The organism is Streptococcus cristatus (assembly GCF_008369405.1).
In the GTDB taxonomy this organism is placed as follows: Bacteria; Bacillota; Bacilli; order Lactobacillales; family Streptococcaceae; genus Streptococcus; species Streptococcus cristatus_G.
The window spans coordinates 15,749-42,267 of sequence record NZ_VSJJ01000006.1 but is presented as its reverse complement, the minus strand read 5'-3'; the positions used below and the strand labels follow the sequence as shown (position 1 = coordinate 42,267).

At 41.5% G+C, this 26,519-nt stretch carries 20 protein-coding genes; 8 read left to right on the top strand and 12 right to left on the bottom strand.

The window, feature by feature from the left end; translation table 11 throughout:
- Positions 1 to 214 precede the first annotated feature (214 nt).
- The 6 genes from pyk to ftsW form a co-directional block, all read right to left on the bottom strand.
- Positions 215 to 1,720 (bottom strand): pyruvate kinase, encoded by a 1,506-nt coding sequence (pyk, locus tag FXF62_RS06415; protein ID WP_149518116.1) that lies wholly within the window; start codon positions 1,718 to 1,720, stop codon positions 215 to 217.
- Between the two features lie 52 nt (positions 1,721 to 1,772).
- Positions 1,773 to 2,783, bottom strand: coding sequence for a 6-phosphofructokinase (gene pfkA / locus FXF62_RS06410; protein WP_005590682.1), 1,011 nt, complete (start codon positions 2,781 to 2,783; stop codon positions 1,773 to 1,775).
- An 84-nt stretch (positions 2,784 to 2,867) separates the two neighbouring features.
- Entirely contained in the window at positions 2,868 to 5,978 is a 3,111-nt protein-coding gene (locus FXF62_RS06405; RefSeq protein WP_149518115.1) for a DNA polymerase III subunit alpha, read from the bottom strand.
- A 322-nt stretch (positions 5,979 to 6,300) separates the two neighbouring features.
- A complete protein-coding gene (ccpA, locus tag FXF62_RS06400; protein WP_005590686.1) occupies positions 6,301 to 7,305 on the bottom strand; it encodes a catabolite control protein A in 1,005 nt (334 codons plus the stop codon).
- 229 nt (positions 7,306 to 7,534) lie between these two features.
- Entirely contained in the window at positions 7,535 to 10,381 is a 2,847-nt protein-coding gene (gene ppc, locus FXF62_RS06395) for a phosphoenolpyruvate carboxylase (RefSeq protein ID WP_149518114.1), read from the bottom strand.
- 69 nt (positions 10,382 to 10,450) lie between these two features.
- Entirely contained in the window at positions 10,451 to 11,665 is a 1,215-nt protein-coding gene (ftsW, locus tag FXF62_RS06390) for a cell division peptidoglycan polymerase FtsW (RefSeq protein ID WP_149518113.1), read from the bottom strand.
- Positions 11,666 to 11,893: 228 nt separating this feature from the next.
- On the opposite strand from ftsW, the gene FXF62_RS06385 reads away from it, so the two are divergent.
- From FXF62_RS06385 to lysS, 5 genes are all read left to right on the top strand, one after another.
- Positions 11,894 to 12,739, top strand: a complete 846-nt coding sequence (locus tag FXF62_RS06385) for a glycoside hydrolase family 25 protein (RefSeq protein ID WP_149518112.1) — start codon at positions 11,894 to 11,896, stop codon at positions 12,737 to 12,739.
- A gap of 133 nt (positions 12,740 to 12,872) precedes the next feature.
- The gene (locus FXF62_RS06380; protein ID WP_149518111.1) at positions 12,873 to 13,715 is read left to right on the top strand and encodes a DUF368 domain-containing protein; all 843 of its coding nucleotides are present in this window, start codon (positions 12,873 to 12,875) and stop codon (positions 13,713 to 13,715) included.
- Positions 13,715 to 14,191, top strand: coding sequence for an aminoacyl-tRNA deacylase (locus FXF62_RS06375; protein WP_149518110.1), 477 nt, complete (start codon positions 13,715 to 13,717; stop codon positions 14,189 to 14,191). The genes FXF62_RS06380 and FXF62_RS06375 overlap by 1 nt, the downstream gene beginning before the upstream one ends.
- Positions 14,192 to 14,224: 33 nt before the next feature.
- Positions 14,225 to 14,866 carry a histidine phosphatase family protein gene (locus FXF62_RS06370; protein WP_149518109.1) on the top strand — a complete coding sequence of 214 codons (642 nt, stop codon included), beginning with the start codon at positions 14,225 to 14,227 and terminating at the stop codon, positions 14,864 to 14,866.
- A 92-nt stretch (positions 14,867 to 14,958) separates the two neighbouring features.
- The gene (gene lysS / locus FXF62_RS06365) at positions 14,959 to 16,449 is read left to right on the top strand and encodes a lysine--tRNA ligase (protein WP_149518108.1); all 1,491 of its coding nucleotides are present in this window, start codon (positions 14,959 to 14,961) and stop codon (positions 16,447 to 16,449) included.
- Between the two features lie 99 nt (positions 16,450 to 16,548).
- On the opposite strand, the gene FXF62_RS06360 is transcribed toward lysS, so the two are convergent.
- Genes FXF62_RS06360 through FXF62_RS06350 form a run of 3 tightly spaced genes read right to left on the bottom strand, consistent with a single transcriptional unit; the run spans position 16,549 to position 19,638 of the window.
- On the bottom strand, positions 16,549 to 17,805 hold the full coding sequence (locus FXF62_RS06360; protein ID WP_149518107.1) for an ABC transporter permease: 1,257 nt from the start codon (positions 17,803 to 17,805) through the stop codon (positions 16,549 to 16,551).
- A complete protein-coding gene (locus FXF62_RS06355) occupies positions 17,805 to 18,503 on the bottom strand; it encodes an ABC transporter ATP-binding protein (protein WP_149518106.1) in 699 nt (232 codons plus the stop codon). The genes FXF62_RS06360 and FXF62_RS06355 overlap by 1 nt, the downstream gene beginning before the upstream one ends.
- A complete protein-coding gene (locus FXF62_RS06350; protein WP_149518105.1) occupies positions 18,487 to 19,638 on the bottom strand; it encodes an efflux RND transporter periplasmic adaptor subunit in 1,152 nt (383 codons plus the stop codon). The genes FXF62_RS06355 and FXF62_RS06350 overlap by 17 nt, the downstream gene beginning before the upstream one ends.
- Positions 19,639 to 19,851: 213 nt before the next feature.
- On the opposite strand from FXF62_RS06350, the gene gorA reads away from it, so the two are divergent.
- The gene (gene gorA, locus FXF62_RS06345; RefSeq protein ID WP_149518104.1) at positions 19,852 to 21,201 is read left to right on the top strand and encodes a glutathione-disulfide reductase; all 1,350 of its coding nucleotides are present in this window, start codon (positions 19,852 to 19,854) and stop codon (positions 21,199 to 21,201) included.
- Positions 21,202 to 21,840: 639 nt separating this feature from the next.
- Positions 21,841 to 22,395 carry a biotin transporter BioY gene (locus tag FXF62_RS06340; protein ID WP_149518103.1) on the top strand — a complete coding sequence of 185 codons (555 nt, stop codon included), beginning with the start codon at positions 21,841 to 21,843 and terminating at the stop codon, positions 22,393 to 22,395.
- Between the two features lie 9 nt (positions 22,396 to 22,404).
- Here the strand turns inward: FXF62_RS06340 and FXF62_RS06335 are convergent, their stop codons facing one another.
- Positions 22,405 to 22,620 carry a YdbC family protein gene (locus FXF62_RS06335; protein ID WP_005590703.1) on the bottom strand — a complete coding sequence of 72 codons (216 nt, stop codon included), beginning with the start codon at positions 22,618 to 22,620 and terminating at the stop codon, positions 22,405 to 22,407.
- An 89-nt stretch (positions 22,621 to 22,709) separates the two neighbouring features.
- On the opposite strand from FXF62_RS06335, the gene FXF62_RS06330 reads away from it, so the two are divergent.
- Positions 22,710 to 23,066: a hypothetical protein gene (locus FXF62_RS06330; protein WP_149518102.1), complete on the top strand. Its 357-nt coding sequence runs from the start codon at positions 22,710 to 22,712 to the stop codon at positions 23,064 to 23,066.
- Positions 23,067 to 23,211: 145 nt separating this feature from the next.
- Here FXF62_RS06330 and FXF62_RS06325 read toward each other — a convergent pair whose 3' ends face one another.
- Together FXF62_RS06325 and FXF62_RS06320 are read right to left on the bottom strand one after the other, a co-directional pair.
- A complete protein-coding gene (locus tag FXF62_RS06325; protein WP_149518101.1) occupies positions 23,212 to 24,498 on the bottom strand; it encodes a peptidase U32 family protein in 1,287 nt (428 codons plus the stop codon).
- A 206-nt stretch (positions 24,499 to 24,704) separates the two neighbouring features.
- Complete coding sequence (locus FXF62_RS06320; RefSeq protein WP_149518100.1) at positions 24,705 to 26,417, bottom strand: C69 family dipeptidase; 1,713 nt, start codon at positions 26,415 to 26,417, stop codon at positions 24,705 to 24,707.
- Positions 26,418 to 26,519 lie beyond the last annotated feature (102 nt).

Here is a 26,519-nt window from a genome sequence, read left to right as displayed (position 1 = left end):
CATCGTTACACTATTGTTTTTTATTCCTTATAAATTGTGGTCAATTGAAGAAAATATAAAATCTGGAGAGGATCATAAGGATCTTCTCTTTTTTGATATGCAAAATGTTAATATTCTTATTTTGAAGTTTTCATAATTACAAAATAAAAAAATTCTAGAACAAAAAATAAACCGATAGAATGGATCTATCGGTTTTTGCATACTATGAAATAAATTAACGTACTGTACGGATACGCATTGTGTTTGTACGAACCGCTTCGCCAAGTGGTACACCTGCAACGATAACGATATCGTCACCAGACTCAACAAGACCTGCTTCAACTGCTTTACGTTCAGCAATTTCGAACATGTCATCAGTTGATGAAGGTGCTTCTGTCAACATTGGGATAACACCCCAGTTCAACATCAAGCCACGTTCTGTCAATTCGTCGAATGTCAATGCCAAGATATCAGCATTTGGACGGTATTTAGAGATCAAACGAGCAGTGTGACCAGTCTTAGTCAAAGTAACAACCAATTTGATATTCATTGAGTTCGTAGCATCTTTAACAGCTGAAGCCATAACTTCTGTCTTAGAGTTACGTTCGAAAGTATCTGAGTTCAAACGTCCGTATTCGTTAAGAAGAGTTTGAGCGTTCTTATCGATTGTAGCCATTGTAGTTACTGACTCAAGTGGGTATTTACCATTTGCAGACTCACCTGAAAGCATTGTAGCGTCAGTTCCGTCGATAACAGCGTTAAATACGTCTGATACTTCTGAACGAGTTGCACGTGGTTTTTCAGTCATTGTTTCAAGCATGTTTGTTGCTGTGATAACAACTTTACCAGCTGCATTGACTTTAGTAATGATCATTTTTTGGTAAACTGGAACCATTTCGAATGGTACTTCGATACCCATGTCACCACGAGCAATCATGATACCGTCAGCAGCTTCGATGATTTCATCCAAGTTGTCGATACCTTGTTGGTTTTCGATTTTAGCGAACAATTGAACATGTCCGTTACCAGTTTCTTCACAGATTGCACGAACTTCGTTGACGTCTTTTGCAGTACGTACGAACGAAATCGCGATGAAGTTGATACCTTGTTCAAGACCGAAGCGGATATCGTCGTTATCGCGCTCAGCAAGAGCTGGGAAAGGAATTTTAGTGTTAGGGATGTTTACACCTTTTTGTTTAGCGATAACACCGTCATTTTCAACTTCAACTACAAATTCACGAGTTGCATCATCTTTTTCTACAACGCGAAGACCAAGTTTACCATCGTCAACCAAAACTTGGCGACCTACTTCAACATCATCATAGATATCAAGTCCACCAGCAACGTTCAAAGCAATCACATCGCGAGTTGATTTGATTCCTTGTTTTGTCGCAACACGGATCTTTTCACCAGTTTTGTATGAGTACTCTTTTGCTTCACCTTCGAACAATTCTGTACGGATTTCCGGACCTTTAGTGTCAAGAAGGAAACCAACTTTTTTACCAGCGATTTCTTCCGCACGTTTAACAGTTGCCATACGCTCACCTTGTTCTTGGTGGTCACCGTGTGAGAAGTTGAAACGGAAAGTGTTTGCTCCTGCTTCAATCAATTTTGCAATATTTTGAGCTGAAGCTTCAACGTCCAGTTTTTCACCCCAGTATCCGTCTTCACCGAATTTTTTACCGCCACGGATTTCTACCGCAGGACCTAAAGTTGCAACGATTTTTACGCGTTTGTTCATGATATTAAGAAACTCCTTCTACTATTTGGGGATTTCACCCCTGATTGACCAATTAAATATTAATGCTGCGATTGAGCTCTGCTAAGCCGATATCAGCTTTGTGTGGATTGTTGACAACGATTTTGCCATCTGCAGTCAGGCTAAAGAGTGCGCCTTCTTCAGCAGTTCCCAAGATTGGGCTTTCCACCATTTTTTCATTACGGATACCTACGGCAACACCACCGATACCTTCTTTAAGTAGTTTAACGGCATGCGCTCCCATACGAGAAGCCAATACACGGTCGCGAGCAGTTGGTGAACCACCACGTTGGATGTGACCAAGTTCAGTCACACGGAGATCGCTAGTATCACCAGCTTCTTTCAGCTTTTTACCAAACTCATCTGCTGACATAACTCCTTCAGCAAGAACAATGATATTATGCTTCTTACCTTTTTCATAGCCACGTTTGATGCTGGCAACGATATCTTCAATCTTGAAGCCTTCTTCAGGAATGATAATTTCATCTGCACCTGTAGCAATACCTGCCCAAAGTGCGATATCTCCAGCGTTACGTCCCATTACTTCAACAACGAAAGTACGACGGTGACTAGATGAGGTATCACGAATCTTGTCAATCGCATCCATAGCTGTAGTCACAGCAGTATCAAAACCAATAGTGAAATCTGTTCCGACAATGTCATTGTCAATAGTTCCAGGTACACCAACAGCTGGGAAGCCATGCTCTGTTAAGCGCATCGCTCCATGGTAAGAACCGTCTCCACCGATAACAACTACACCTTCAATACCGTGTTTCTTCAGCTGTTCGATTCCCTTTAATTGCCCTTCAAGTTTTGCAAACTCAGGGTAGCGTGCTGAATGAAGGAAAGTTCCTCCACGAGAAATAATGTCTCCAACTGAAGTCGCATCAAGTGGATAAATATCACCAGCAACCATTCCAGCGTAGCCGCCATAAATCCCATAAACTTCCATTCCCTCGGAAATTGCTTTACGAACGACTGCACGAATAGCAGCATTCATACCAGGGGCATCTCCACCACTGGTCAAAACAGCAATACGTTTCATTTCGTAATGTGCTCCTTTATCTTTTTAACATTCTTATAGATTATACCACAATCAGAATAAAAATTCTCTTATTTTCCTGATTTTTTACCGAAAAACCGTTTTCATGCTGTAATTTTCTAGTTCAGCTTGAAGTTGGTCTGATTTTTGAACTTGAAAGCCTGATGCAGGAACCGTTTTCTTCTCATTCTCGTAGCGTAGCACCACGGGAATATCCCCTGGGTATCGCTGCAGGATCTCCGCAATCTGCCTGTCGTGACTAGTATCAGCTAATTGGATCCAAAAGCGTTCCGAGCTTGCTTTTTCCACCTCTGCTAGAACCATCTGTAGTCGACCATCCCTCTCCTGAATTTTTCCAGTCAGATAGTAATAACCTTTTTCTTGGATTAGTTGAGCAAAGCGGCGGTAAACCTCTGGAAATATAGTGACATCCAACTTTTTCTTGGTATCTGTCACTTGCATAAAGGCCATGTTTTCACCATTTTTTGTGCGAATAACCTTGATAGACTGGACTTCTACTAGAATGGTCGCCTTGCTATTTTCCGCCAACTCTTCAATCCAGACAAAAGGATGATGGGTTTTCTTGGCTAGGCTAATGAGCGGATGGTCACTAAGCCCAATTCCGATCAAGGCTTGCTCCTGCTCAAATTTTTCTGCAACAGTAAAATCCTCAGCATCCGTCCATGAATAGCTAGTATCAGCAAATAAACTTCCCAGCTCATCCGCAAAGACAAAAAGATTCGGTAGATTAAGTAAAATCTTCTGCCGATTGGGCTCAAAAACATCAAAGAGTCCCAATTGCACCAATGGGCTTAAAAGTGGCAACTTATGATAACTCTGCGGCAGGCGTAAGATAAAATCTTCCACACTGCTGAAGGGATTCTTTTGACGCTCTTCTATGATCCAGAATGCAAAATCCCTTGGCAAGCCCTTGATATTTTTCAGGCCAAGATAGATTTTCCGCTCCTGAAACTTATCTTTATAGGGAATGTTGTGGATGGTCAAAGAGGCCAGTTCGAAGCCAAATCCAAGTGCATCCGTGATATAGTCCGAGCTCGAGTAATTGAGCATGACATCAAAGAAGATGTCTGGATAATGAGCCTTGAAATAGGCCAACTGAAAAGCTAGGGCTGAGTAAGCATAGGCATGGCTACGGTTGAAGCCATAACCGGCAAATTTCTCCATGACCGCAAAGACTTCCTCAGCCTTGGTCTCTGAGTGCCCCAATTTGACAGCTCCCCTGACAAATTCTTCCTCCATTTTATGCATTTCAGCAGCATTTTTCTTGCCCATCGCCCGCCGTAAAATATCGGCCTTCCCTAGACTAAAACCACCAAAACGCTGGGCGACCTGCATGACCTGCTCTTGGTAAAGCATGATGCCATAGGTTGGAGCCAAGATATCCTCCAAGCTCGGATCAATCATCTCCACGCGCTCTCGCCCATGCTTGCGCTTGACAAAATTATCAATATAGTCACTAGCACCGGGACGATTGAGAGAGGTGGTAGCTACTACTTCTTCAAACTGGACGGGTTGGACTCTTTTCAAAAGACTGATAGCACCTGCTTGTTCAAACTGGAAAATACCCTTGGTATTGCCTGCTGCAAAGAGGCGTAGAGTTTCCTCGTCCTCCAAGTCAATGCGAGCAATATCAATATCAACTCCGTATTTGTCTAGAGCCGCTTCTTTCATCCGCTGGACAAAGGTTAAATTGCGCAAGCCTAAAAAGTCCATCTTAAGCAGTCCATTGCTTTCGACACCGTGGGCATCGTACTGGGTGAGATACATGTCCTCCCCGTATTTCAAGGGAATTTGATTGGTCAAATCATCGTCACTCATGACGACACCAGCAGCATGGATTGAGGTCTGGCGTGGATTTCCTTCTATTTTTTTGGCAATTTCAAAGGCCTTCTGATATTCTGGCTTGCTATTGATAATCTGACGAAAAGCTATATTTCGCTCATAAGCAGTGGTTAAGTTGTCTCGAAAGCCGATTTTTTTGGTAATATTGGTCAGCTCGTACTCTGGCAAACCAAAGCGCTTAAAAACATCTCGGATAGCCTGCTTAGCCCCAAAGGTTGAGTAGGTCACAATCTGGGCTGCATGCATGCTACCATAACGATCTCGGACATAGCGGATAAACTCCGGCCGATACACATCGGGAATATCAATATCAATATCGGGCATGGTATAGCGCTCTAGATTTAGGAAACGTTCAAAAAGCAGGTTCTTTTCTACTGGGTCAATGCCTGTAATCTCCAAAGCATAGGCCACCAGACTGCCAACTGCAGAGCCACGTCCCATACCCATGTAATATCCTTGACTGCGGCCAAAGCGCAGCAAATCCCAGACAATAAGGAAATAATCATCAAAGCCCATCTGATGAATGACATCCAGCTCCTGATCCAGCCTTGCTTGATAGACTTCACCCGCAAGTCCCCGCTTGGCTAATCCCGCCTCAGCCAATTCTCTCAGCTCTTCTACAGCAGGTCGCTCAGGATTAAAGCGCGGAAGCTTCAAGTCAGTGTTGATTTCATAGTGAACACCAGCTACCAATTTCTCTAAGTTAGCCAAACTCTCTGGAAAGTTTTCAGCAAAGGCTTCTTCTAAAGAGGCTGGCGCTAATAAAAATTCATGGCTTGACAGATGACCGACCTCTCGCAAGCTGATATTATCCCGAATCGCCCTCAGCATTTGCAAGGTTTCTAAATCTCCTTGCTCAAAGTAGCGAACCGTATGCAAGGGCAGGACTGGTCTAGTCAATTCCTGCCTTGGCGTATCTGGAAAGACTCCAACATAAAAGTCCAAGCCAAGATCTAGTTGATCCACGCCCTCAAAGATTGGTACAATCAGAGACAGCCCTTTAAAAAGATGTTGAAAGTCTTCCCAATTTTGACGATTCATCATTTTTAGAGTCGAAATCTTCATCAAATTGCGATAGCCCTGACTATCTAAGGCTAGCAATCTCAGATTGAGAGGATTTCCATCTTTATAAATTTCCATTTCTAGACCTAGCAAGGGCTGAAGTCCTGCCGCTTTTGCCTCCTCTAGAAAATGATAAGCCCCATAAAGATTGTCCACATCCATCATGCCTAGACTTTTGTAACCCAAGTCCTTGGCCCCTTGAACATATTTTTTGATAGAGACTAAACTATCCATAAAACTATAAACAGTCTTGGTATCTAGTTGCGTAATCACAAAATTCTCCTTGATACAGCTACGATAAATGATGCCTACTAGTAAAAAGAAGGCAGAAAAAATGCGTTTCCACTTCTTTATTTTTTTCGTTTTACTGAAAATCTATCCCAAGCTCTAACTAGCCTATTTCTTCTTAACCTTCGTCAGTCAAGTAAGTAGAACAAGAACTCATTTCAGCATTCCTGCTTCTATTATACCTAAATTTCTGTAAAGAAGAAACTCAGAGTCTTTTATATTCGGCGACTGTGTTTAACTAAAATAAAAAACGAGACAGAACTAAATTCTTTTAAAATTTAATTCTGTCCCATCCCGTATCAATTTATTATTTACGAGTTGATTTACGTTCATTGATCGTATGAGCTAGGAGAACTTCGCGCTCTTCCAACTCTTCTTTATGCATAATCTTTGTCAGCATCCGCATACTAATCGCACCGATGTCATACAGAGGTTGTCCGATAGTAGACAGATTAGGGCGAGTAAAGCGAGCAATTTGCGAATCATCGCTAGTAATGATTTCAAAGTCTTCAGGAATACGAACACCTCGATCAGCCAAACCATTAAGCAAACCTGCTGCCAACTCATCTCCGGTCACAAAGGCCGCCGTAGCCTTTGAAGCAATCAAACGTTCAGCTAGGTGATAACCATCATCGTAGCTATACTTAGACTCGAAGACCAAGCCTTCGCTATATGAAATTTTCTTTCCCTTCAGGGCTTCTTTGTAGCCAGACAAGCGGATTTTACCATTGATATCATCTACCAAAGGACCGCTGACAAAAGCAATTTTCTTGTTGCGCTTAGCCAATAGTTCCACAGCATCAACTGTTGCCTGTTTATAATCAATATTGACACTTGGTAACTGATGCTCTACATCCACCGTGCCCGCTAGAACCACTGGTGTCCGTGAACGTGAAAACTCTGAACGAATTTTCTCTGTCAGATGGTAGCCCATAAAAATAATGCCATCTACTTGCTTAGAGAAAAGGGTATTAACAACCGAAACTTCCTTGTCATCATCTTCATCGCTGTTTGCCAGGACGATATTGTACTTATACATTTCGGCAATATCATCAATCCCTTTGGCTAAAGTAGAGAAGTAACTATTCGTGATATTAGGAATTACAACACCAACAGTGGTCGTCTTTTTGCTGGCCAAACCACGGGCAACTGCATTAGGACGATAGTCAAGACGTTCAATTACTTCTAGTACTTTTTTTCGTGTATTTTCTTTTACATTCTTGTTACCATTTACAACTCGGCTGACTGTCGCCATTGAAACTCCCGCTTCACGGGCGACATCATAAATGGTTACTGTGTCGTCTGTGTTCATATAGTTTCCTTTCTTTTGTTGAAAATATCGTTTTCATTTTTCTACACTTATCATTGTATCACTAATTGTAAACACTTTCAAGTATTTTAGCGCACAGATATGAAAACTTTTTCATTTTTTATTTACACGAATCGCAGGAAATGAGTTATGGATTCAAACTAGTTTAAACTCAAAAAAAAATCGGCTCAAAAGCCGATTTTTATTGATATCATTTAAAGCTGCCTGTGCATCAACCAGAATTTCGTAGCCCTGTCGCAATTCCATTGATGGTAATGTGGATCAAACGTTCTTGTTCTGGTGAAAGTTCTCCTCGGCGCTGACGCTTGATCAGCTCAAGCTGGATATAATTCAAAACATTGAAATAAGGCATCCGATAGTTCAAACTATCCTTGAGATAGGCATTTTCTGCTAAGAGCTCGTCATGGCCTTCAATCGCTAAGATAACATCCTTCGTTAGCTGCCATTCGTCTAGGATTGTATTGAAAATATCGCGTACATTTTGGTCTTCACAAAGTTGCGCATATTCAAAGGCAATATTCATATTGGATTTGGATAGCACCATATCGACATTTGATAGGAGGGACTGGAAGAATGGCCATCTCTGATACATAAATTGAAGGAAGGCCAGATTCTTTTCAGGATCTTCATTGATAAATTCTTTGAAGCTAGAGCCAACGCCATACCAACCAGGGAACATAACCCGACTTTGAGACCATGAGAAGACCCAAGGAATGGCTCTCAGGCCACCGATTTCAGTTATCGTTTTACGGGCCGCTGGACGAGAACCGATATTAAAGCTAGAAATGGCCTTAATAGGACTAGACTCAAAGAAATAGTCATAGAAACGTTCGTCGCCAAAGACTAGGTCGCGATAGATTTGGTAGCTTCGATCGACCACTCGATCCATTACTCTTTCATATTCATTGGTCGTATTACTGTCACTCTTCTTAGAGCTTATCATGCGGTTAATAGCCGCAGATACGAGCATTTCCAGATTATAGTAAGCAGCGTCCTTATTACCGTATTTATTTCCGATGACCTCACCCTGCTCTGTCAGGCGAATACGATCATTGATACTCCGCAATGGTTGTGAAGTGATTGCCTCATATGTTGGCCCACCGCCACGACCGATAGTTCCTCCACGACCATGGAAGAAGGTAATCTTGACGCCAAACTTATCACCGATAGCTGTCAGTTGTTGTTGAGCCTTGTAAAGTGTCCAACATGATGATAAATAGCCACCGTCCTTGTTACTGTCTGAGTAGCCCAGCATGATTTCTTGGTAGTTGTTTTTAGAAGCAATCCATTTTTGAGCAATTGGCAGAGACAGATATTTCTCCATAGTATCGCAAGAATTATCCAAGTCCTCAATCGTTTCAAACAGAGGAACAATCTGCACACGCGCACCTTCCTCATCGATCAAGCCGACTTCCTTGAGCATAATCGCCAGCTCTAGAAGATCTGATACACTAGTTGAATGGGAAATAATATTTTGCTTGATAACATCTTCGCCAATCGCATCCTTAAGCTGACGAGCCGTCTTGAAAATTTCCAATTCTTTTTGTAGAAGTTCAGATTTAGGTGCATGAGTGGCTGACAGAATCCGTGGATCCTCCAAAAGTTGCTTAAGGAGAACCTGGCATTTTTCTTCCTCTGACAAGCTACTATAATCTTTCACAATATTAGCAGAAGCCAAGAGCTCCGCCACACAAGCCTCATGGACACTGGAATCCTGACGCATGTCAATGCTGGCCAAGAAGAAACCAAAAATGTCAACTGCTTGTAGCAATTCAGTAAGTTCTCCAGTCACCAAAGCTTGTCCATTGTGTTCTAACAAAGAATCACGAATAACAAGAAGATCTTCCTTAAACTCTTGCGCATCTTTATAAGATGGAAGTTGTTCTTTTCGTAATTCATCCAAACTACCACTAAGTTTAGACTGGATATAATTTGGAATGATCTCTCTACCATTATGGCTGACCGAAGTGGCTGAATTTGCATGCAGGACTGCTTCAGCTTTATCAGCTAAACGGTGCCCTTCACCGGAGAAATTACCTTCTTTCAGATAAAGTAAGGTCTGAATCAACTTGGACTGAATATAATGAAAGGCACGGCGATAAGGCTCATTTTCCCGATAAACAGACTTGTCGCTTGACAAAGCTGCCATCTTCGCTACCGCTTCACTTGTCTTTGAAAGATTAGTAGACAGGGAGAAGTTACGATAGAGTGTATAAACCTTGTCAATGTAGTAATTCAGAATAACTTCGCTCTGTACCGTTGCAGACAATTTCAGAGTTTCAGCGGTTACAAATGGATTTCCATCGCGGTCACCACCAATCCACATTCCCATGGTGATGGGCTTAGAATTTTCCAAATGGATTCCTTTTTCTTTTGCTAAGCGTTTATACTCTAGCATCAGGTTCGTGATTGCTTGCAGAAAAGAACTGTTATAGTATTCCATAACGTTAGTAATTTCATTGGTAACCTTAAGTTTCTTTTCCCGAATCATGTCGGTCTGCATCATCAGCTCGATATAGCGACGGAGATTGGCTAACCATTTCTTCTCGTTCACCAGACCAGCTTTAACATCACGATGCTGACGCAACAGTGTGTGGATATGATTTGTCAAATCCAACATGGTCTTGCGCTGAACCTGAGTCGGATGAGCAGTCAAAACAGGAACAACATTTAGATTTTCCAGGATTTCTTGTGCATTTTCTCGTGTTGAAACCAAATCAATCGTCGTCGAAAGCTTACCAAGGTAGTCTTGGTCGATATTATTTTGATGATTGATCTCATAAGCCAAATCGACATCTTCTGAGATATTGATGAGCAGAGGTAAAATAGCAAAATAGCGTGAGATATAGACCATATCATCCGTGGATAATTCTTCTACTACTGCTTTCAGCTCTTGGTATTTAGATTGAACTGCTAGTTCTTCAATCATGGAGATTTTAGCAAAAGTGTCAGGACTGAGAATATCCCGGGTAATATCTACCAACAAGTCCGTTAAAATAGAAACTTCTTCTCGAATCATTTCTTTATTGCTATAATTTTCTAATTTTGTAAATGACATTATTTACACCTTTCTATTGTTGAAGAGCTAACATACAAGTGTTGAAGAGCTAACATACAAGAAGATCTTTTAGGATTGACTTACTTCCAGTTCCTGATACATGGCATTTCGTCGCTCATTGGCATCAATATTTAAAACAAAGGCAATGGCAACTGATAGAACCAATAAACTGTTTCCCCCCTGAGATAAGAATGGGAAGGTTACACCGGTTGAAGGAATCAAGCCCGAAATACCACCAATATTGACAAAGGTTTGCATCAGAATCATACCGCCAATTCCCAAAGCCATCATAGAATTAAATGGATCTTTAGCCCTTGTACCTACGAGAATAATTCGTAAAATCAAGAAAAAGAGCAGGGCTAAAATTAAAGTAGCTCCAAAGAATCCAACTTCCTCAATAACAATTGAGAAAACAAAGTCTGTATGAGCCTCTGGTAGGTAACCTCGTTTTTCAATGGAGTTTCCTAAGCCTAAGCCAAACCAACCACCATTACTCATCGCATAGTAAGAATTGGCCAACTGATGACCTGAGCCAGACAAATCGTCGAAAGGGTTGAAAAAAGCACTAAAACGCTTTGCAACATATCCAAAAACAGGAACTTGCTCAACACGCTTGACACCTATCAACCAAATACTCGCTAAAACTGCTGCCGACCCTCCTACAACAGCGCCAAGCATGGTCGAGAACCATCTGTAAGCAACTCCGCTGGTGGAAATTACAATCAAAACTGTCAAGAACAAGATTGTCGCATTTCCTAAGTCGGGCATGATAACCACAAGACCAATCAAGAAAGCAACAATAACCCGCCAATCCGTAACGGCACGCGGAAGCAACTGATTAAAGGTGATTGCTTGATAATCATATACTTCTATTTGCTCTTGTTTCTTAGAAAACTGTAGAGCCAAATACCAGACCAAAATAATCTTCAGGTATTCTGCCGGCTGAGCAGTAACCGGGCCGATTTTGAGCCAACCGTGTGCCCCATTGATCGTTCCTGTGATAAAGCGTGAGAGTAAAAGTAGAATAATTTCAGCTATGATAACAAACGTAATCACTCCTGGCCTCTTCAGAAAATCCAGCTTCATTCGGTAAATAATCCCAATCATCACCAAGCTGAAGAGCCAAAAACCTGCTTGAGTGGCGACCATTCGAAAACTATTGAGCCCATTTTGAATAAGAATGGGGCTCGTCGTGGAATAAACGACAATCAAGCCAATGCCAGATAACAGCATGTACGGAATCAAAATTGAGTAATTCAATAAATGCTTTTTGTCAATTTTCATATTTCACCATTTAATTTCTAAAAATTCATCCTTCATTATATCACCTTTTGACTCGAAAAAAAAGCATTAGGATAGCTTCAAAAGATTTTTGCTCATTTATCGCCTCAAAAATTCTATTATTTCAAAATGATTTGTCTTGTATTGCAATCAGATTACATTTTCATATTTAGATGGAATTATGGCTAAATGCTTTGCTTTTCTATTTATTTTACGTTACAATGAAACAGTATGAGAAAAAGGATTAAACCGCTTGCACTCTTGCTGTTTTTTGCTTGCTTTATTCTATATATTGTCATAAGTAAACACCAGCTTGATCTGCAAAATCGACAAGACCAGACAAAAAAGACCCAAGTCAGTCAGGTAACAACTAAGAAGAAAAAGGAGACGGTTCCTACGGTCGAACCTGAGGAAGAATTGCTTGCTAAACCTATTGTTGACCTTTCTGGTTGGCAATTGCCCAGCGAAATAGACTATGATACCTTATCAACAAATATTTCTGGTGCTATCATTCGCGTGCATAGTGGAGCTCAAGCAAAAAAAGAAAATGTTGCCACTCATTTAAATGGACTTGACAAATCATTTGCCACCCATATCCAAGAGTTTCAAAAACGGGGGATTCCTGTAGCTGTCTATGCTTATATAGCAGCAGGCAATATCAAAGAAATGGAAAAAGAAGCTGAAAGCTTCTACAAGGCATCTTCGAAATATAAACCTACCTTTTACTGGCTTGATGTTGAAGAAAAGACCATGGGCGACATGAACGCAGGAATCGAGGCCTTTCGTGCCAAGCTTGAAAGTCTTGGAGCTCAAAATATTGGTATCTACATTGGTACCTATTTCATGGAAGAGCATAGTATCTCAACTGAGAAATTTACTGCCGTTTGGATTCCGACTTATGGCTATAATGACGGCTACTATAACGCTGCTCCAAATACTGAACAGCCCTATGACCTACATCAATACACATCAGAAGGTAAATTGGAAGGTTTCCCACATAACTTAGACCTCAATCAGCTCTCTCCTGTACAGGATAAAAAAGAGACTTACAAGAAATTATTTTCAACACCAAAATAAAAAGGATGCAAGATAACTGTTAGGAAATCTTGTATCTTTTTTTCTCTGTACAAGATATTTTTCTTGCTTTTTTCAGAAAAGTATGTAGCTTTATGGTACAATAGTCTAATGAAAAAACTTGTAGGGAGATATTATGATTTCATGGATTGCTAGGGTCTTAAAAGGAATGATTATCGCGCTTGGCTTCATCTTGCCAGGTGTGTCTGGCGGTGTATTGGCTGCTATTTTAGGGATTTATGAGCGGATGATTCGCTTCTTAGCCCACATCAAAGAAAATTTTGTTGAGAATGTTCTCTACTTCACTCCTGTAGCTATTGGGATGGTTTTAGGGATTGCGGCCTTCTCCTATCCAGTCAATCTCTTGCTGGATAATTACAAGGTTATCGTTCTCTGGGGCTTTGCTGGAGCTATCATCGGTACCATTCCCAGCTTGATCAAAGAATCCGTCAAAGAATCCGACAGAGATCGAGCCGACACTGTTACCTTCTGGCTTAGTTTCATCTTGTCAGGGATCTTTCTTTACTCGCTGAATGGAATGGTAGGAACACTGCCAGCTAATTTCCTGTCCTTTGTTTTAGCGGGTACTCTCATCGCTTTAGGAATCTTGATTCCGGGACTCAGCCCTTCAAATCTGCTATTGATTCTAGGGCTCTATACTCCCATGCTGACAGGATTTAAACGTCTGGATTTATTTGGCACCTTTCTGCCTATCGGCATCGGTGGCGCTCTGGCTCTGATTCTCTTTTCAAAAGCCATGGATTACATTTTGAAGCATTATCATTCCCACGTTTACCATTTTATCATTGGCATTGTATTGTCCAGTACCTTGCTCATTGTTCTCCCTCAAAGTGGCAACAGTGAGAGCATTAGTTATGCAGGAGTATCCATTTTCACACTCGTTCTTGCTGCCTTTTTCTTTGGACTAGGCATTTGGCTAGGAATTTGGATGTCCCAATTAGAAGAGAAGTATAAATAATGGCAAAAAAGACAAAACTCAAAAAAACACTGGTTGAGCAAATTTTAAACAAGGCAAAAATTGAGCACCAAGGCTTGCAAATTAATGCTTTGGATGATAGCCTAACTGAAGAATTTGACCGCTCGCAAATTTATAAAACACTGGCTTTAAACGGGGATAAAACAGGAACAGTCATTGGCATCCTGCCCATCACCGAACATCTGTCGGAAAAGAAATTAGCAAATATTTCAGGCAATAAAAAAGTCAGCATGATTCCGCAAAAAGATTTAGAAAAAACGACTGGTTACATCCATGGTGCCAATAATCCTGTCGGAATTCGCCAAAAGCACTCCTTCCCAATTTTCATTGACCAAACGGCTCTGAGTCGCGAAAGCATCATTGTTTCTGCTGGTGAGGTCGGCCGTAGCATCCAGATCAAGGCTCAGGACTTGGCTGACTTTGTTCAAGCACAGTTCGCAGACTTGAAAGAGGACTAGGCTATTCGCTTCAAAAGGAAAAAGGATCTTGATATGAAATTGTATTTTATCCGACATGGAAAAACCGAATGGAATCTAGAAATGCGTTTCCAAGGAGCAAGCGGAGATTCTCCACTGCTTGAAACCTCTATTGACGAGCTCAAGCGCTTGGGTAAACATTTGTCAAACGTTAAATTCGATAAAATCTACTCTAGCGATTTGCCACGCGCTTGCCATTCTGCAGAGATTATCCAAAGTGAAAACCAGCATCAAACCGACATTGTTTCGACTCCTGAACTAAGAGAGTGGTCTCTTGGCCATCTAGAAGGTAGGGAAATTGCTAGGGCTAAAGCTGCTTATCCTCAGCAGATGTGGGCCTTCCGCCACGATCTATCCCAGTTTGATCACCAACTGTTTGGAGCAGAATCCGTTGATCAAACTACCCAACGGACAATTTCCTTCGTCAAGTCTCTCAAAGGGAAAGACTTCCAAAATGTCTTGATTGTCGGGCATGGAGCCAACCTAACTGCCAGCATTCGTCGCCTGCTCGGTTACGAAACATCTTTGCTCCGTAGGGACGGAGGTTTGGCCAACGCTAGCGTCACCATTTTGGAAACAGACGACTTTGACTCTTTCAAGTTACTTGCTTGGAACAACTTAGATTACTTGCTAACAGATGAAACTGCGAATCTTTAAACATCGCAGTTTTTCTATTTTTATCAATAATTATTGCTGAATTTCCTTTTATTTTGTGATAAAATAGTGGGGAAAGCCTTAGGAGGAAGAAAATGACTACTGAACATATTGAAGAATTAAATGACCAGCAGATTATTCGCCGTGAAAAAATGGCTGCGCTGGCTGAGCAAGGAATTGATCCTTTCGGAAAACGTTTTGAGCGTACTGCGAATTCTGCTCAACTCAAAGAAAAATACAGCGACAAATCCAAAGAAGAATTACATGAATTAAACGAAAAAGCAACTATTGCTGGTCGTTTGATGACTAAACGTGGAAAAGGGAAAGTCGGCTTCGCCCACATCCAAGACCGTGAAGGCCAAATCCAGATTTACGTTCGTAAGGACGAAGTTGGTGAAGAAAACTATGAGATTTTCAAAAAGGCTGACTTGGGTGACTTCTTGGGAATTGAAGGTGATGTGATGCGCACAGATATGGGAGAACTCTCTATCAAAGCAACGCATATTACTCACCTTTCAAAAGCTCTGCGTCCCCTGCCAGAGAAATTCCACGGTTTGACTGATGTGGAAACCATCTACCGCAAACGTTATTTGGATTTGATTTCCAACCGTGAAAGCTTTGAGCGCTTTGTTACTCGCTCAAAAATTATCTCAGAAATTCGTCGCTATCTTGATGGACAAGGATTCCTTGAAGTTGAAACACCTGTTCTCCACAATGAGGCAGGCGGTGCTGCTGCTCGTCCATTCATTACTCACCACAATGCCCAAAACATTGACATGGTACTACGGATTGCGACTGAGCTTCACTTGAAACGTCTCATCGTCGGTGGTATGGAACGCGTCTATGAAATTGGCCGTATCTTCCGTAACGAAGGTATGGACGCCACTCACAACCCTGAGTTCACATCCATCGAAGTTTACCAAGCCTATGCGGACTTCCAAGATATCATGGACTTGACAGAAGGCATTATCCAACATGCTGCCATTTCTGTAAAAGGAGATGGACCAGTCAACTACCAAGGTACTGAGATCAAGATCAACGAGCCATTTAAACGTGTTCATATGGTAGATGCCATCAAGGAAATCACTGGCGTAGACTTCTGGCAAGATATGAGCTTTGAAGAAGCTGCTGCCTTGGCTAAGGAAAAGAAAGTGCCGCTTGAAAAGCACTTCACCGAAGTAGGCCATGTCATCAATGCTTTCTTTGAAGAATTTGTTGAAGAGACCTTGATTCAGCCAACCTTTGTATATGGACATCCGGTAGCTGTCTCTCCACTTGCTAAGAAGAATCCAGAAGACCCACGCTTCACAGACCGCTTTGAGCTCTTTATCATGACTAAAGAATATGCCAACGCCTTCACTGAGCTGAACGATCCAATAGATCAATTATCACGTTTTGAAGCACAAGCAAAAGCTAAAGAACTTGGCGATGACGAAGCAACTGGCATCGACTATGATTACGTTGAAGCCTTGGAATACGGTATGCCACCAACTGGAGGCCTCGGAATCGGTATCGACCGTCTCGTAATGTTGCTGACAGATGTGACTACCATTCGCGATGTATTGCTTTTCCCGACTATGAAGTAATCCAAATCTTATAGAATTTTTAAGTAAGCAAATCCCGCTGGAATTCCAGCGGGATTTTTCACATGACAAAAAGTCTGGTCTCCCAGACTTTTACTAACATTATTCATATCTCAGCGCTTCAATCGGATCTAATTTAGAGGCTTTATTAGCCGGCAAGATACCAAAGACAATCCCAACCATGGCTGAGAAGACAAGGCTTCCAACTGCTGCAGTGACAGAGACAACTGGTGGGCCTCCAAATACGTTTTCAGGCACGACTGCAGCTAGCAGAGCATTGATCCCATAGGCAAGGCTAAGACCAAGCAGGCCACCGATAAGGGTCAATACCATGGATTCAATCAAGAACTGTGTGAGAATATTTCCACGCGTTGCTCCAAGAGCTTTTCGCAAACCAATTTCCCGTGTCCGCTCTGTAACGGATACTAGCATGATATTCATCACACCGATACCACCAACAAAGAGGGAAATTCCTGCAATAGCTCCGATAACACCGGTCATAGTTCCTGTGATTTGATTGTACTGCTCCAGCAAGGTATCCATATTCAAGATTTGATATTCTCCTTGACGAGCTCCTGAAAGAGCCGTCAATTCTTTGGCCGCTTCTACACCAACTTCATTGATGCGATCCACTTCGGGTACATAGATATAGACAGTTGCAATTTCATCTGTATGAAATTCAGAGGCCACCTGTGTATTAGCCATCAAGGCGCTACCTGAGCTCATACTCATGCTCTGACCAGCATTGGGATCCTTATAGATACCAACAACTCGGTAGTTGCTGTCACCGACTGAAACTACTTTATTCAGGGCTTCTGCACTACTTCCAAACAGGCTGGTTGCCACTGTTTCATCGATCATCATCACATTAGAAAAACTTTGATAGTCACTAGGCAGGAGAGTCCGTCCAGCTAAAATCTCATATTTTCTAATTTTAAAGAATGTAGCATTCACACCCGTAATGTTGACCTTATCAGACTTCTTGTTCTGATAAGAAAAGTCAGCTGTCGAACCATTGGTCACATAATAGCCCTTGACGCCGTCAATTTTGAGTAGTTCCTTGACCCAAGACTCCTGGACAACAGGTGGTTCCTCTAGTATCTCACTATCTGCATCTTGACCACCATTGACCTCCATCAAATTAACTCCCATCGTATAATTATTTTTAGTAGGAGAATAAAGCAAGCTGACATACTTCTGTTCTTTTGTGATGCTCTTGGTAACTCCCTGTTGCATTCCATTTCCCAGTGCCAAGATGACGACAACAGACGCAACCCCGATGATAATCCCAATCATGGTCAGAAAAGCCCGCATCTTATGCCCAAGAATGGAACTAATAGCAAATTTAAAATTTTGCATTAATCACGTTCCTCCTTCTCAGCACTATCTGAAGAGATGACTCCATCACGAATGACAATTTGACGCTTAGCATAAGCAGCAATCTCAGGTTCGTGAGTAACCATGATAATCGTTTTTCCTTCAGCGTTCAACTCCGTCAAGAGTTCCATAATTTGCTCCCCAGTTTTGGTATCGAGGGCTCCCGTCGGCTCGTCGGCAAGAATAATCGAAGGATTGTTCACCAAGGCACGCGCGATGGCAACACGTTGCTTCTGTCCCCCAGACAACTCTGACGGCAAGTGAGTCATACGAGTGCCCAAATCTACTTTTTCTAAATACTGCTTAGCTAAATTTTTTCGACTTCCTTGTGACACCCCCGCATAAATCAACGGTAGTTCTACATTTTGAAGGGCATTTAATTTAGATAAGAGGAAAAATTGCTGAAAAACGAAGCCGATTTGATTATTTCGAACCTTGGCTAATTTTTTATCACCCAAGTTTGCAACATCTTCATTTCCTAAAAAATACTCACCAGTAGAAGGACGATCCAACATCCCGATAATATTCATCAGGGTGGACTTCCCGGAACCAGACGGCCCCATGATAGCCACAAATTCGCCCTCTTCAACTGTCAAATTGATATTTTTTAAAACTTTAAGTTCTTGATCACCATTCCAATAGGTTTTATTAATATTTCGTAGATCAATGAGTTTTTTCATCCGCTTTCACCTCTTGACCATCTTTCAAGCTATCTGTTGGATTGGTGATAACTTTACTATCTTTTGTCAAACCAGATGAGATTTCTTGATTTTCAGCATCAGCATTTCCTAAGGTCACTTCCACTTTCTTTGCTTTACCTTTTTCGACAGTCCAAACGTAGTTCTTGTCTCCGTCTGAGATAATACTGCTTGCTGGTACAAGAATCCCTTTTGTATTGTTTTTCACTTCAACGCTGACAGAGAAACCTTGCTTCAAATCACCAATTTCACTTGTAATATCGATTGTAAATGGATATTTTGCAGACGAAGCCGCGCCACCTGTATTAGCTGATGAAGCCTGCTGCCCATCCTTAGGATAGTTGGAAATATAGCTAATTTTACCTGTCCATTTTTTGTCAGGATATACTTTAGAAGTAATGTTTACTTCTTGTCCAACTGACAAATTAGCCAGATTGTATTCAGAGAGTTCTCCCTTGATTTGAAGGCTGCCGTTGCTGACAATGTGCACCAAGGTTTGGTTAGTTCCTGTTGTTGATTTGGATACATCGCGGTTTACTTCCACTACTGTCCCCTCAACAGTGCTCGTAACAGTCGCTGCATTTAACAGAGCTTGAGCCTTGTTCATATTGTCCACAGCGTCTGAACGTGCATCACGCAAATCAGCAAGTTGAGAATCGACAGTCCGTTGAGCAGAAGCAAGGGATTTATTATCCGTTTCTTCATCGCCAGTTTTTTCTACTGTCGCTCCATTGGTCTGTAAGTCATAAATCTGACGGTCAGCCTTATTGACAGCACGAACTGCTGCATCATAATTGGCTTGTGCTTCTGCACTCTTATATTGAACAAGCGCTTGGCCTACCGTTACTTGGTCACCAACATTTACTAGAACAGATTCCAAGTCTCCCTTGGTAGCATCATAATAAACATACTGCTCTGAGTTAGCAGTTACGGTTCCCGTCAACAGGACAGATGAGGCTATGCTGCCTTCTTTTGCTTGTTGCACAATTGGTGCAACTTCAGTAGGTTCTGTTGTAGAGTTCATATTGCTTAAGAACATTGCAGAAATTGCTCCTACTACAACTACAACAGCAACTCCGATAATACTAAATAGCTGCCATTTTTTCAGCTTTTTCATCTTTTTTCCTCCTCTTGATGAAAACCATTTTTCTTTTATACTACATTATATCATAACCTATCATATTGTGATAGGAAAAGAAGTAAAATCCCTGAACGGTCGGATTTCCTTCATAAACGATGAATCAATCTCTAAAATATAGCAGATTTTTGCATTCATTTTCTAAAAAAGGTACAATTACCTCATATTGATTAAAGGAGCTTCTATCTAACTATGAAAGAATTCGATATTATTGCAATTGGCGGGGGCAGTGGGGGCATTGCTACCATGAATCGTGCTGGTGAGCATGGTGCTAAAGCAGCTGTCATTGAAGAAAAGAAATTAGGGGGAACCTGTGTCAATGTCGGTTGTGTCCCTAAAAAAATCATGTGGTACGGTGCTCAGATTGCCGAGGCCATCCAACACTATGGACCAGACTATGGCTTTACTTCAGATAATCAGCACTTTGACTTTGCTACCTTACGAAAGAATCGGGAAGCCTACATTGACCGCGCTCGCTCATCCTATGATGGTAGCTTCAAACGTAACGGTGTTGAACTGATCGAAGGTCGCGCTCATTTCGTTGACAAGCATACAGTCGAAGTCAATGGAGAGCTGATTCGCGCCAAACATATCGTTATCGCAACAGGCGCTCATGCAGCCATTCCTCAGATTCCCGGTGCCGAATACGGCGAGACTTCCGACGATGTCTTTGCTTGGGAAGAGCTTCCCAAGTCTGTTGCCGTTGTCGGAGCAGGCTATATCGCAGTGGAACTTGCTGGTGTCCTCCATACTCTAGGTGTCAAGACAGATCTCTTTGTCCGTCGCGACCGTCCCCTCCGCAATTTCGACAGCTATCTGATTGACGGATTGGTGGCAGAGATGGAAAAATCTGGCCCTAGTCTTCATGCTCACAAGATACCCGAACGAGTGGAAAAACTGGCTGATGGCCAACTGAGAATCCACTTCCAAGACGGGAGCTACCACACAGCAGAGCATATCATCTGGGCTATTGGCCGTAAGCCAAATGTCCAAGGGCTCAATCTTGATGCTGCAGGGGTTACCCTAAATGACCGCGGCTTCATCGCTGTGGATGAATACCAAAATACTGTCGTACCTGGCATCTATGCCTTAGGCGATGTGACGGGCGAAAAAGAGCTGACTCCAGTAGCAATCAAGGCTGGTCGTACCCTGTCTGAGCGCCTCTTTAATGGCAAGACAGATGCTAAGATGGATTACTCAACTATTCCAACTGTGGTCTTCTCCCATCCCGCAATTGGAACAGTGGGCCTGACGGAGGAAGAAGCTATTCGAGATTATGGTGCTGAGCAAGTTCATGTCTACACCTCTAGCTTTACCTCTATGTACTCAGCTGTCACCCAGCACCGTCAGCAGGCCAAGTTTAAGCTTATCACTGCTGGTGACAATGAGAAAGTCATTGGCCTACACGGTATCGGATATGGCGTAGATGAAATGATTCAAGGCTTCGCCGTTGCTATTAAGATGGGAGCTACCAAAGCCGATTTCGACGCGACTGTTGCTATCCACCCAACTGGCTCCGAAGAATTTGTCACCATGCGCTAAAAGTTTCTTCTTTAGCCTTTCTAAAGCTCATTATTATCATAAAATAAAGAAGAGAAGGCAACCATAACTTATCCTTTCATTTTTGATTTTTATCTTACATTTTTGTAAGAAAGAAGTCTTATACGATTTGATAGAGCTAGTCACACTATATGGCTTTGTTCCTTGACTTCTTACTTTATTTTAAAGCATAAGATTCAATTATCATTCAAGAAATTCTAAATTATTTCTAAAATTGAGGAAGATTTATGTAAAGAATCTTCCTCTTTTTTATTCAGCTGGGTCAATTGTTCTAAATAAGCTTATAAATTGTATTTTTTCAAGATCGTCTTATTTCTTGCTGTATTTACTTGCCAGCTATCTTTTACCCTTTCCGCTATTCAAGAAGAGGAATTTTTGATATGATAAGAAGAAATACTAAGAGAAAGGGGTTTGGAAATGAGCAAAACGAAAAAATTATTAGCAGCTCTGGGAATTATTTTCTTTAATATTTTTGGCTTAATCGCCTTTATCTTCCTCCTCATTCGGAGTCGCAAAAAGCGGAAATAAGCAAACAACTGTCTAGTCTGATGTAAAAAGACTTGACTTTTTTTTATTTTGATTTAGAATAGTTACCATAATTCAAAAAAGAGGTTTACTATTATGAATAAAAACAAAGCATTTCTTCTTGCCCTTCCAGCTATTGGTGCTGCTTTCCTAGCTGTGCTCTCCCAGCTTAGTTTCTCCATTGGGACCATTCCCATTACGCTACAGACCTTTGCTGTCGGTTTGATTGCGACTATTTTTAAGCCTCGTGAAGCGGTATTGTCTGTTCTGCTCTATCTGCTACTGGGAGCTATTGGGCTGCCAGTCTTTGCCGGAGGAAGCGGTGGTTTTCAAGCCCTCTTCGGGCCAAGCGCAGGCTATCTTTGGGCTTATCTGCTCTTTGCATTGGTCACTTCTAGTTTGACAAGTAAGGATAGCAAGTTTTACACGATCTTTTTGGCTAACCTACTCGGAGATGCACTGGTTTTTGTCGGTGGCGTAATCGGACTTCATTTTCTGGCTAACATGGAATTTTCCAAGGCCATTGCTGTTGGTGTCACACCTTTCATTCTTCCTGATCTTTTAAAAATTGTCGCAATCACTCTCATCAGCATTCCTATGTTTAGGAGTCTGGCTTTTCATTCCTATTTTTCAGACAATAAAAACGGATAGACTTTGCGTCTATCCATTTTTAAATGCATCCAAAAGAACTTGAAACTCTTCATTGGAAAGGGTAATTCCCTTGCCCATCTTGCTGTGATCAGGACTCCAAGTTCGGATATCGTACTTGGCTGGAGCACCGTTAAAACTTACGCGGTTGAGCTCTTTGGTCCAGCCTTTTTCATTTTCAGATAAAACGAGCAATTTTTCCTCGATTTCAAATTTAAAATCTGCCATACTTTACCTCTTTTCTACTTTCTATCTCATTATTCGTAAAAGATTTTACTTTTTTAATTATTTTATTATATAATATATTGTAACAAGTTATGGAGATTTTAGCTATGAAAAAATATCTCGAAATGATTTTACAAAAGACTAATGAGTTTATCAATTATAAAAAGACAGATAAGGAAGAGGACGACAACAGTCACATCCTGCAGACCATTGACTTGGCTCTGCGGAAAAATTCTGGTGTCCATGTTATTTTTCTGGATAAGAATTTTACTGGCGATATTGTCAAATATGACCGTGACCGCCAGCAGTTAATTGTCAAGAACTTCAAAAAAAGCATGACAACCATCATCCGTGTACCTGATATCCAGCGCATCAGTCTGGTCCCCAATAACATCCGTGAAGCTCAAAAAAAAGATATTCGGCTCGAAAGTCGCAAATCAAAAAAATAACTCTTCAAATCAAAAGCGATTTGAAGAGTTTTTTATCTTTGAAAGTCAATGGCAGAATTTATAGGATAATTAGTTCTGCTATCAATTCGCATCAACGCAGGTAAGTCTTGCTTAACTAGTAAATTCCTCCAGACTTTGCTCCGAATTAAGCACGAACAGTCACACTGCTGCCATCTTCTTTGTATAGATTGATTAAGCCTTCCTTGCGGGCACGGACCATATCACCAGGTTGGACTGGCTGTGGAACGGTAATCGTCAGCAATTCCATTGGATTCGGCGCGCGGTCAATCTTATTGCCCTGATTATCATGGAGGTCAGTAATATAGGTTTCAAAATGGCGGAAACCAGGTCCGTAGAATTCTACCTGATCGCCTTCATGGATAACATTCCGCTGGCGAATGGTCGCAGTTTGTGTAGCCTCATCATAAGCAACTACTTCTGCTACAAATTTGTATTCTGGAATCTTACGGCGGGCTCCGAAAAGCTGCTCATTCTCAGTTGGCGTATGATAGTAGAAACCAGTTGCTAGCTCACGTTGGGCTACTTTCCACATTTCATCTACTAGATCTTGCTTAATAGCTTCAAACTTTTCTGGGCTTTCCAAATAAGCATCCACGGCTGCTTTGTAGCAGTTGGTCACTGTAGAAACGTAGTGAATAGACTTCATCCGGCCTTCGATTTTCAAACTATCAACACCGTTTTCAATCATATCAGGAATCCGGTCAATCATGGACATATCAACAGCTGACATAGAAAATTCTTCTGGAATTTCCCCCTTCAAACTCTTGCGTTCTTGTCCGAAAGGCATGTCGTACAAATCATATTTCCAGCGACAAGATTGTGAGCAGCCACCACGGTTGGCGTCACGCATACTCATGTGATTGGAAAGGGTACAACGGCCAGAGTAAGAAATACACATAGCCCCGTGAACGAAAGCTTCGATTTCTACATCGGTACGCTTACGAATCTCAGCTAGCTCGGCCATAGAAACCTCACGCGCCAAAACGACCCGTGTCAAACCAAGATTTTTCCAAAACTCAAGCGTCTCATAGTTGGTTGCACTAGCCTGAGTTGACAAGTGAATCTCCAGACCAGGTGCTTCAGAAGCTGCAATCGCAATCAAGGCTGGGTCAGAAACAATAACGGCCGCAATCCCGATGTCTCGCAAACGACGGAACCATTCTCCAGCACCTGCTTCGTTTCCTTCGTGCATGACCATATTAGCTGCGACATAGACCTTGGCACCATGCTCAGCCGCAAATTGGACACCTTCTTCCATTTGCTCAAAAGTGAAGTTACCCGCACGACTGCGCAAACCATAGGCTTGACCACCAATAAAAACAGCATCTGCCCCATAGCGAACAGCTACTTTTAACTTTTCTAACGTACCAGCTGGTGAAAGCACCTCTGGACGTTTTAATTTTTTTGTCATCTTTTCTCCTATTTGCAATATAAAAGTATTGATGTTTAACCCTATCTATTTTATAGCAATTTACCGCTAAAAGCAAGATGGAGCCTAGTTTTTTGACAATTCTAATCTTCTATTCTCATCTCCTTACTAAGTATTTTAGGATATAAGTTTATTATCTGAGAGAGGAAAAAAGCCAGAAATCAACATTTCTGGCTTGAGTTTAAAATTTAGTTTTGATCTTTTTTCTTGTTAGATCGTCTGAATGCAATAAATCCAGGAATAATCACAACCAAAGCGATAATCAGTAACATACCATACTGATTAGAATCACCCTTCTTGGTTTCAGATTGTTCTGATTGACCGTCTTTCTTGCTATTTTTGTATTCTGCTAACAAGTTTGCTTTGTTATAACCCTCATAAACCAGATCCGCATCTTTACCTTTTTCCTTCTTAATCTTTTCTTCCATCTCTGCTTCGACTGCTTTGATTTCCTTAAAGATTTTTTCTGAGCGTTCCAAGGCTTCCTTCGTCACTTCTGGTCCAGCGGCTTTGGCTTGTTCATCTGTGTAGTTTGCATATTTGGCATCACGTTCGGTTTGTTCTTTATCCCATTCAGCTTCTTTTTCTTTCCATTTTTCTTGGATGCTGTTACCAAAGATTTCTGGATATTTCATAACCATTTGGTCAATATGCCAAACAGTCCAATACCAAGATTTTCCGTCATATTTAGTAGAACGGTTCTTGAAAGCTTCGTAAGTATCTTCTACATTACCATAGAATGGCACATATGGTGTGTTGCGACTTTGTGCCAGACCCAGCCACATAACACCACCAAAGGCAGTTGGCAGGTTTGGTTTGATTTGATAAACGTGGGCGTCGATTACGTTTTCGTTACCTAGAGCATATTTGTAAACATTGCCATCGATCTTCTTACCGACTTCAACTAAGTCATCTGCTTTATATTCTGGCAAGTGTTCAAAACGATTTCTTTGTTCCGCGATCACATCATGAACCGTGTATTTCTTATTTGGATCAGTTGGTTCGCGCAAGAGATCAAAAGCTTCATCATCATAATTTACTTTTGCTTGCGGATCCATCCACTTGATACCTGCATAGGTCCGTGAACGGTTACGTTCCATGTATTCATCAGGTCCGTAAGATTTAGCAATCATAAAGTTGCCATCTTTGTCGGTCTTATAGTTGTCTGCTTTTTTAGCTACTTCTTCCACATCTTTAGAAGCAATGACATTTTCCTTATCGTTCAAGTCAACGTGACCAAGATAGTAAGTGTTCGCAAAGACAGCATACTTATTCGTTGGGAATTTGATGGCTACATATTGGTGACCAGACAGGATTTCCATATACCATAGCTCATTCTTATCTGCTGCAACGATTATATTTCCTTCTGCTGATCCTTTTTCATCCAGAACTTTCGCAACTGTCTCAATAACTTCACGTGCTGTTTTTGCACGAGGCAAAGCAAGGTCAACTAATGATGCTTCTGGAAGACCATCTTTTACAAGTGGATCTTCTTTTAGCACTTTATCATTTGGTGTTGCTGAAACGGTCGCTGTCATAGCTACACCAAGTTCATTAAAGCCATGCGCAGCGAAGTTTCCGTTACTTCCGTTGTCACGATCAGAGTCGTAGACAGCTGTGTATTTCATTTCATTCGCCAAATGCGGATAGGTAAAGCCATTTGACTCATCTTCTATCTTATCGCCATCTTTATAGGTCTTTGCTGGCACAACAACATAGTTTTGATTGTGCCGGCCACCATCAGGTGCATAAGGATAGTCTTCTGTCCGACCGAATAGTGTAGAGCCATCTGCTGTCAAGTCTTTACCGACAATGAAAGCAGAACAAGCCTGCGCAATATGAATAGGTAAGAGAGCAACTAACATCGCAAGGAACATTAGTTTGAGCAGTATTTTCTTCATAGTCTATCTCCTTTTGACTATCTGCAGGCTGGAATCAACTCCCAGTCTAAACAACATAAACCGTAATACCTTAACATTCCGATTTTAGTATACTCTCTTTCT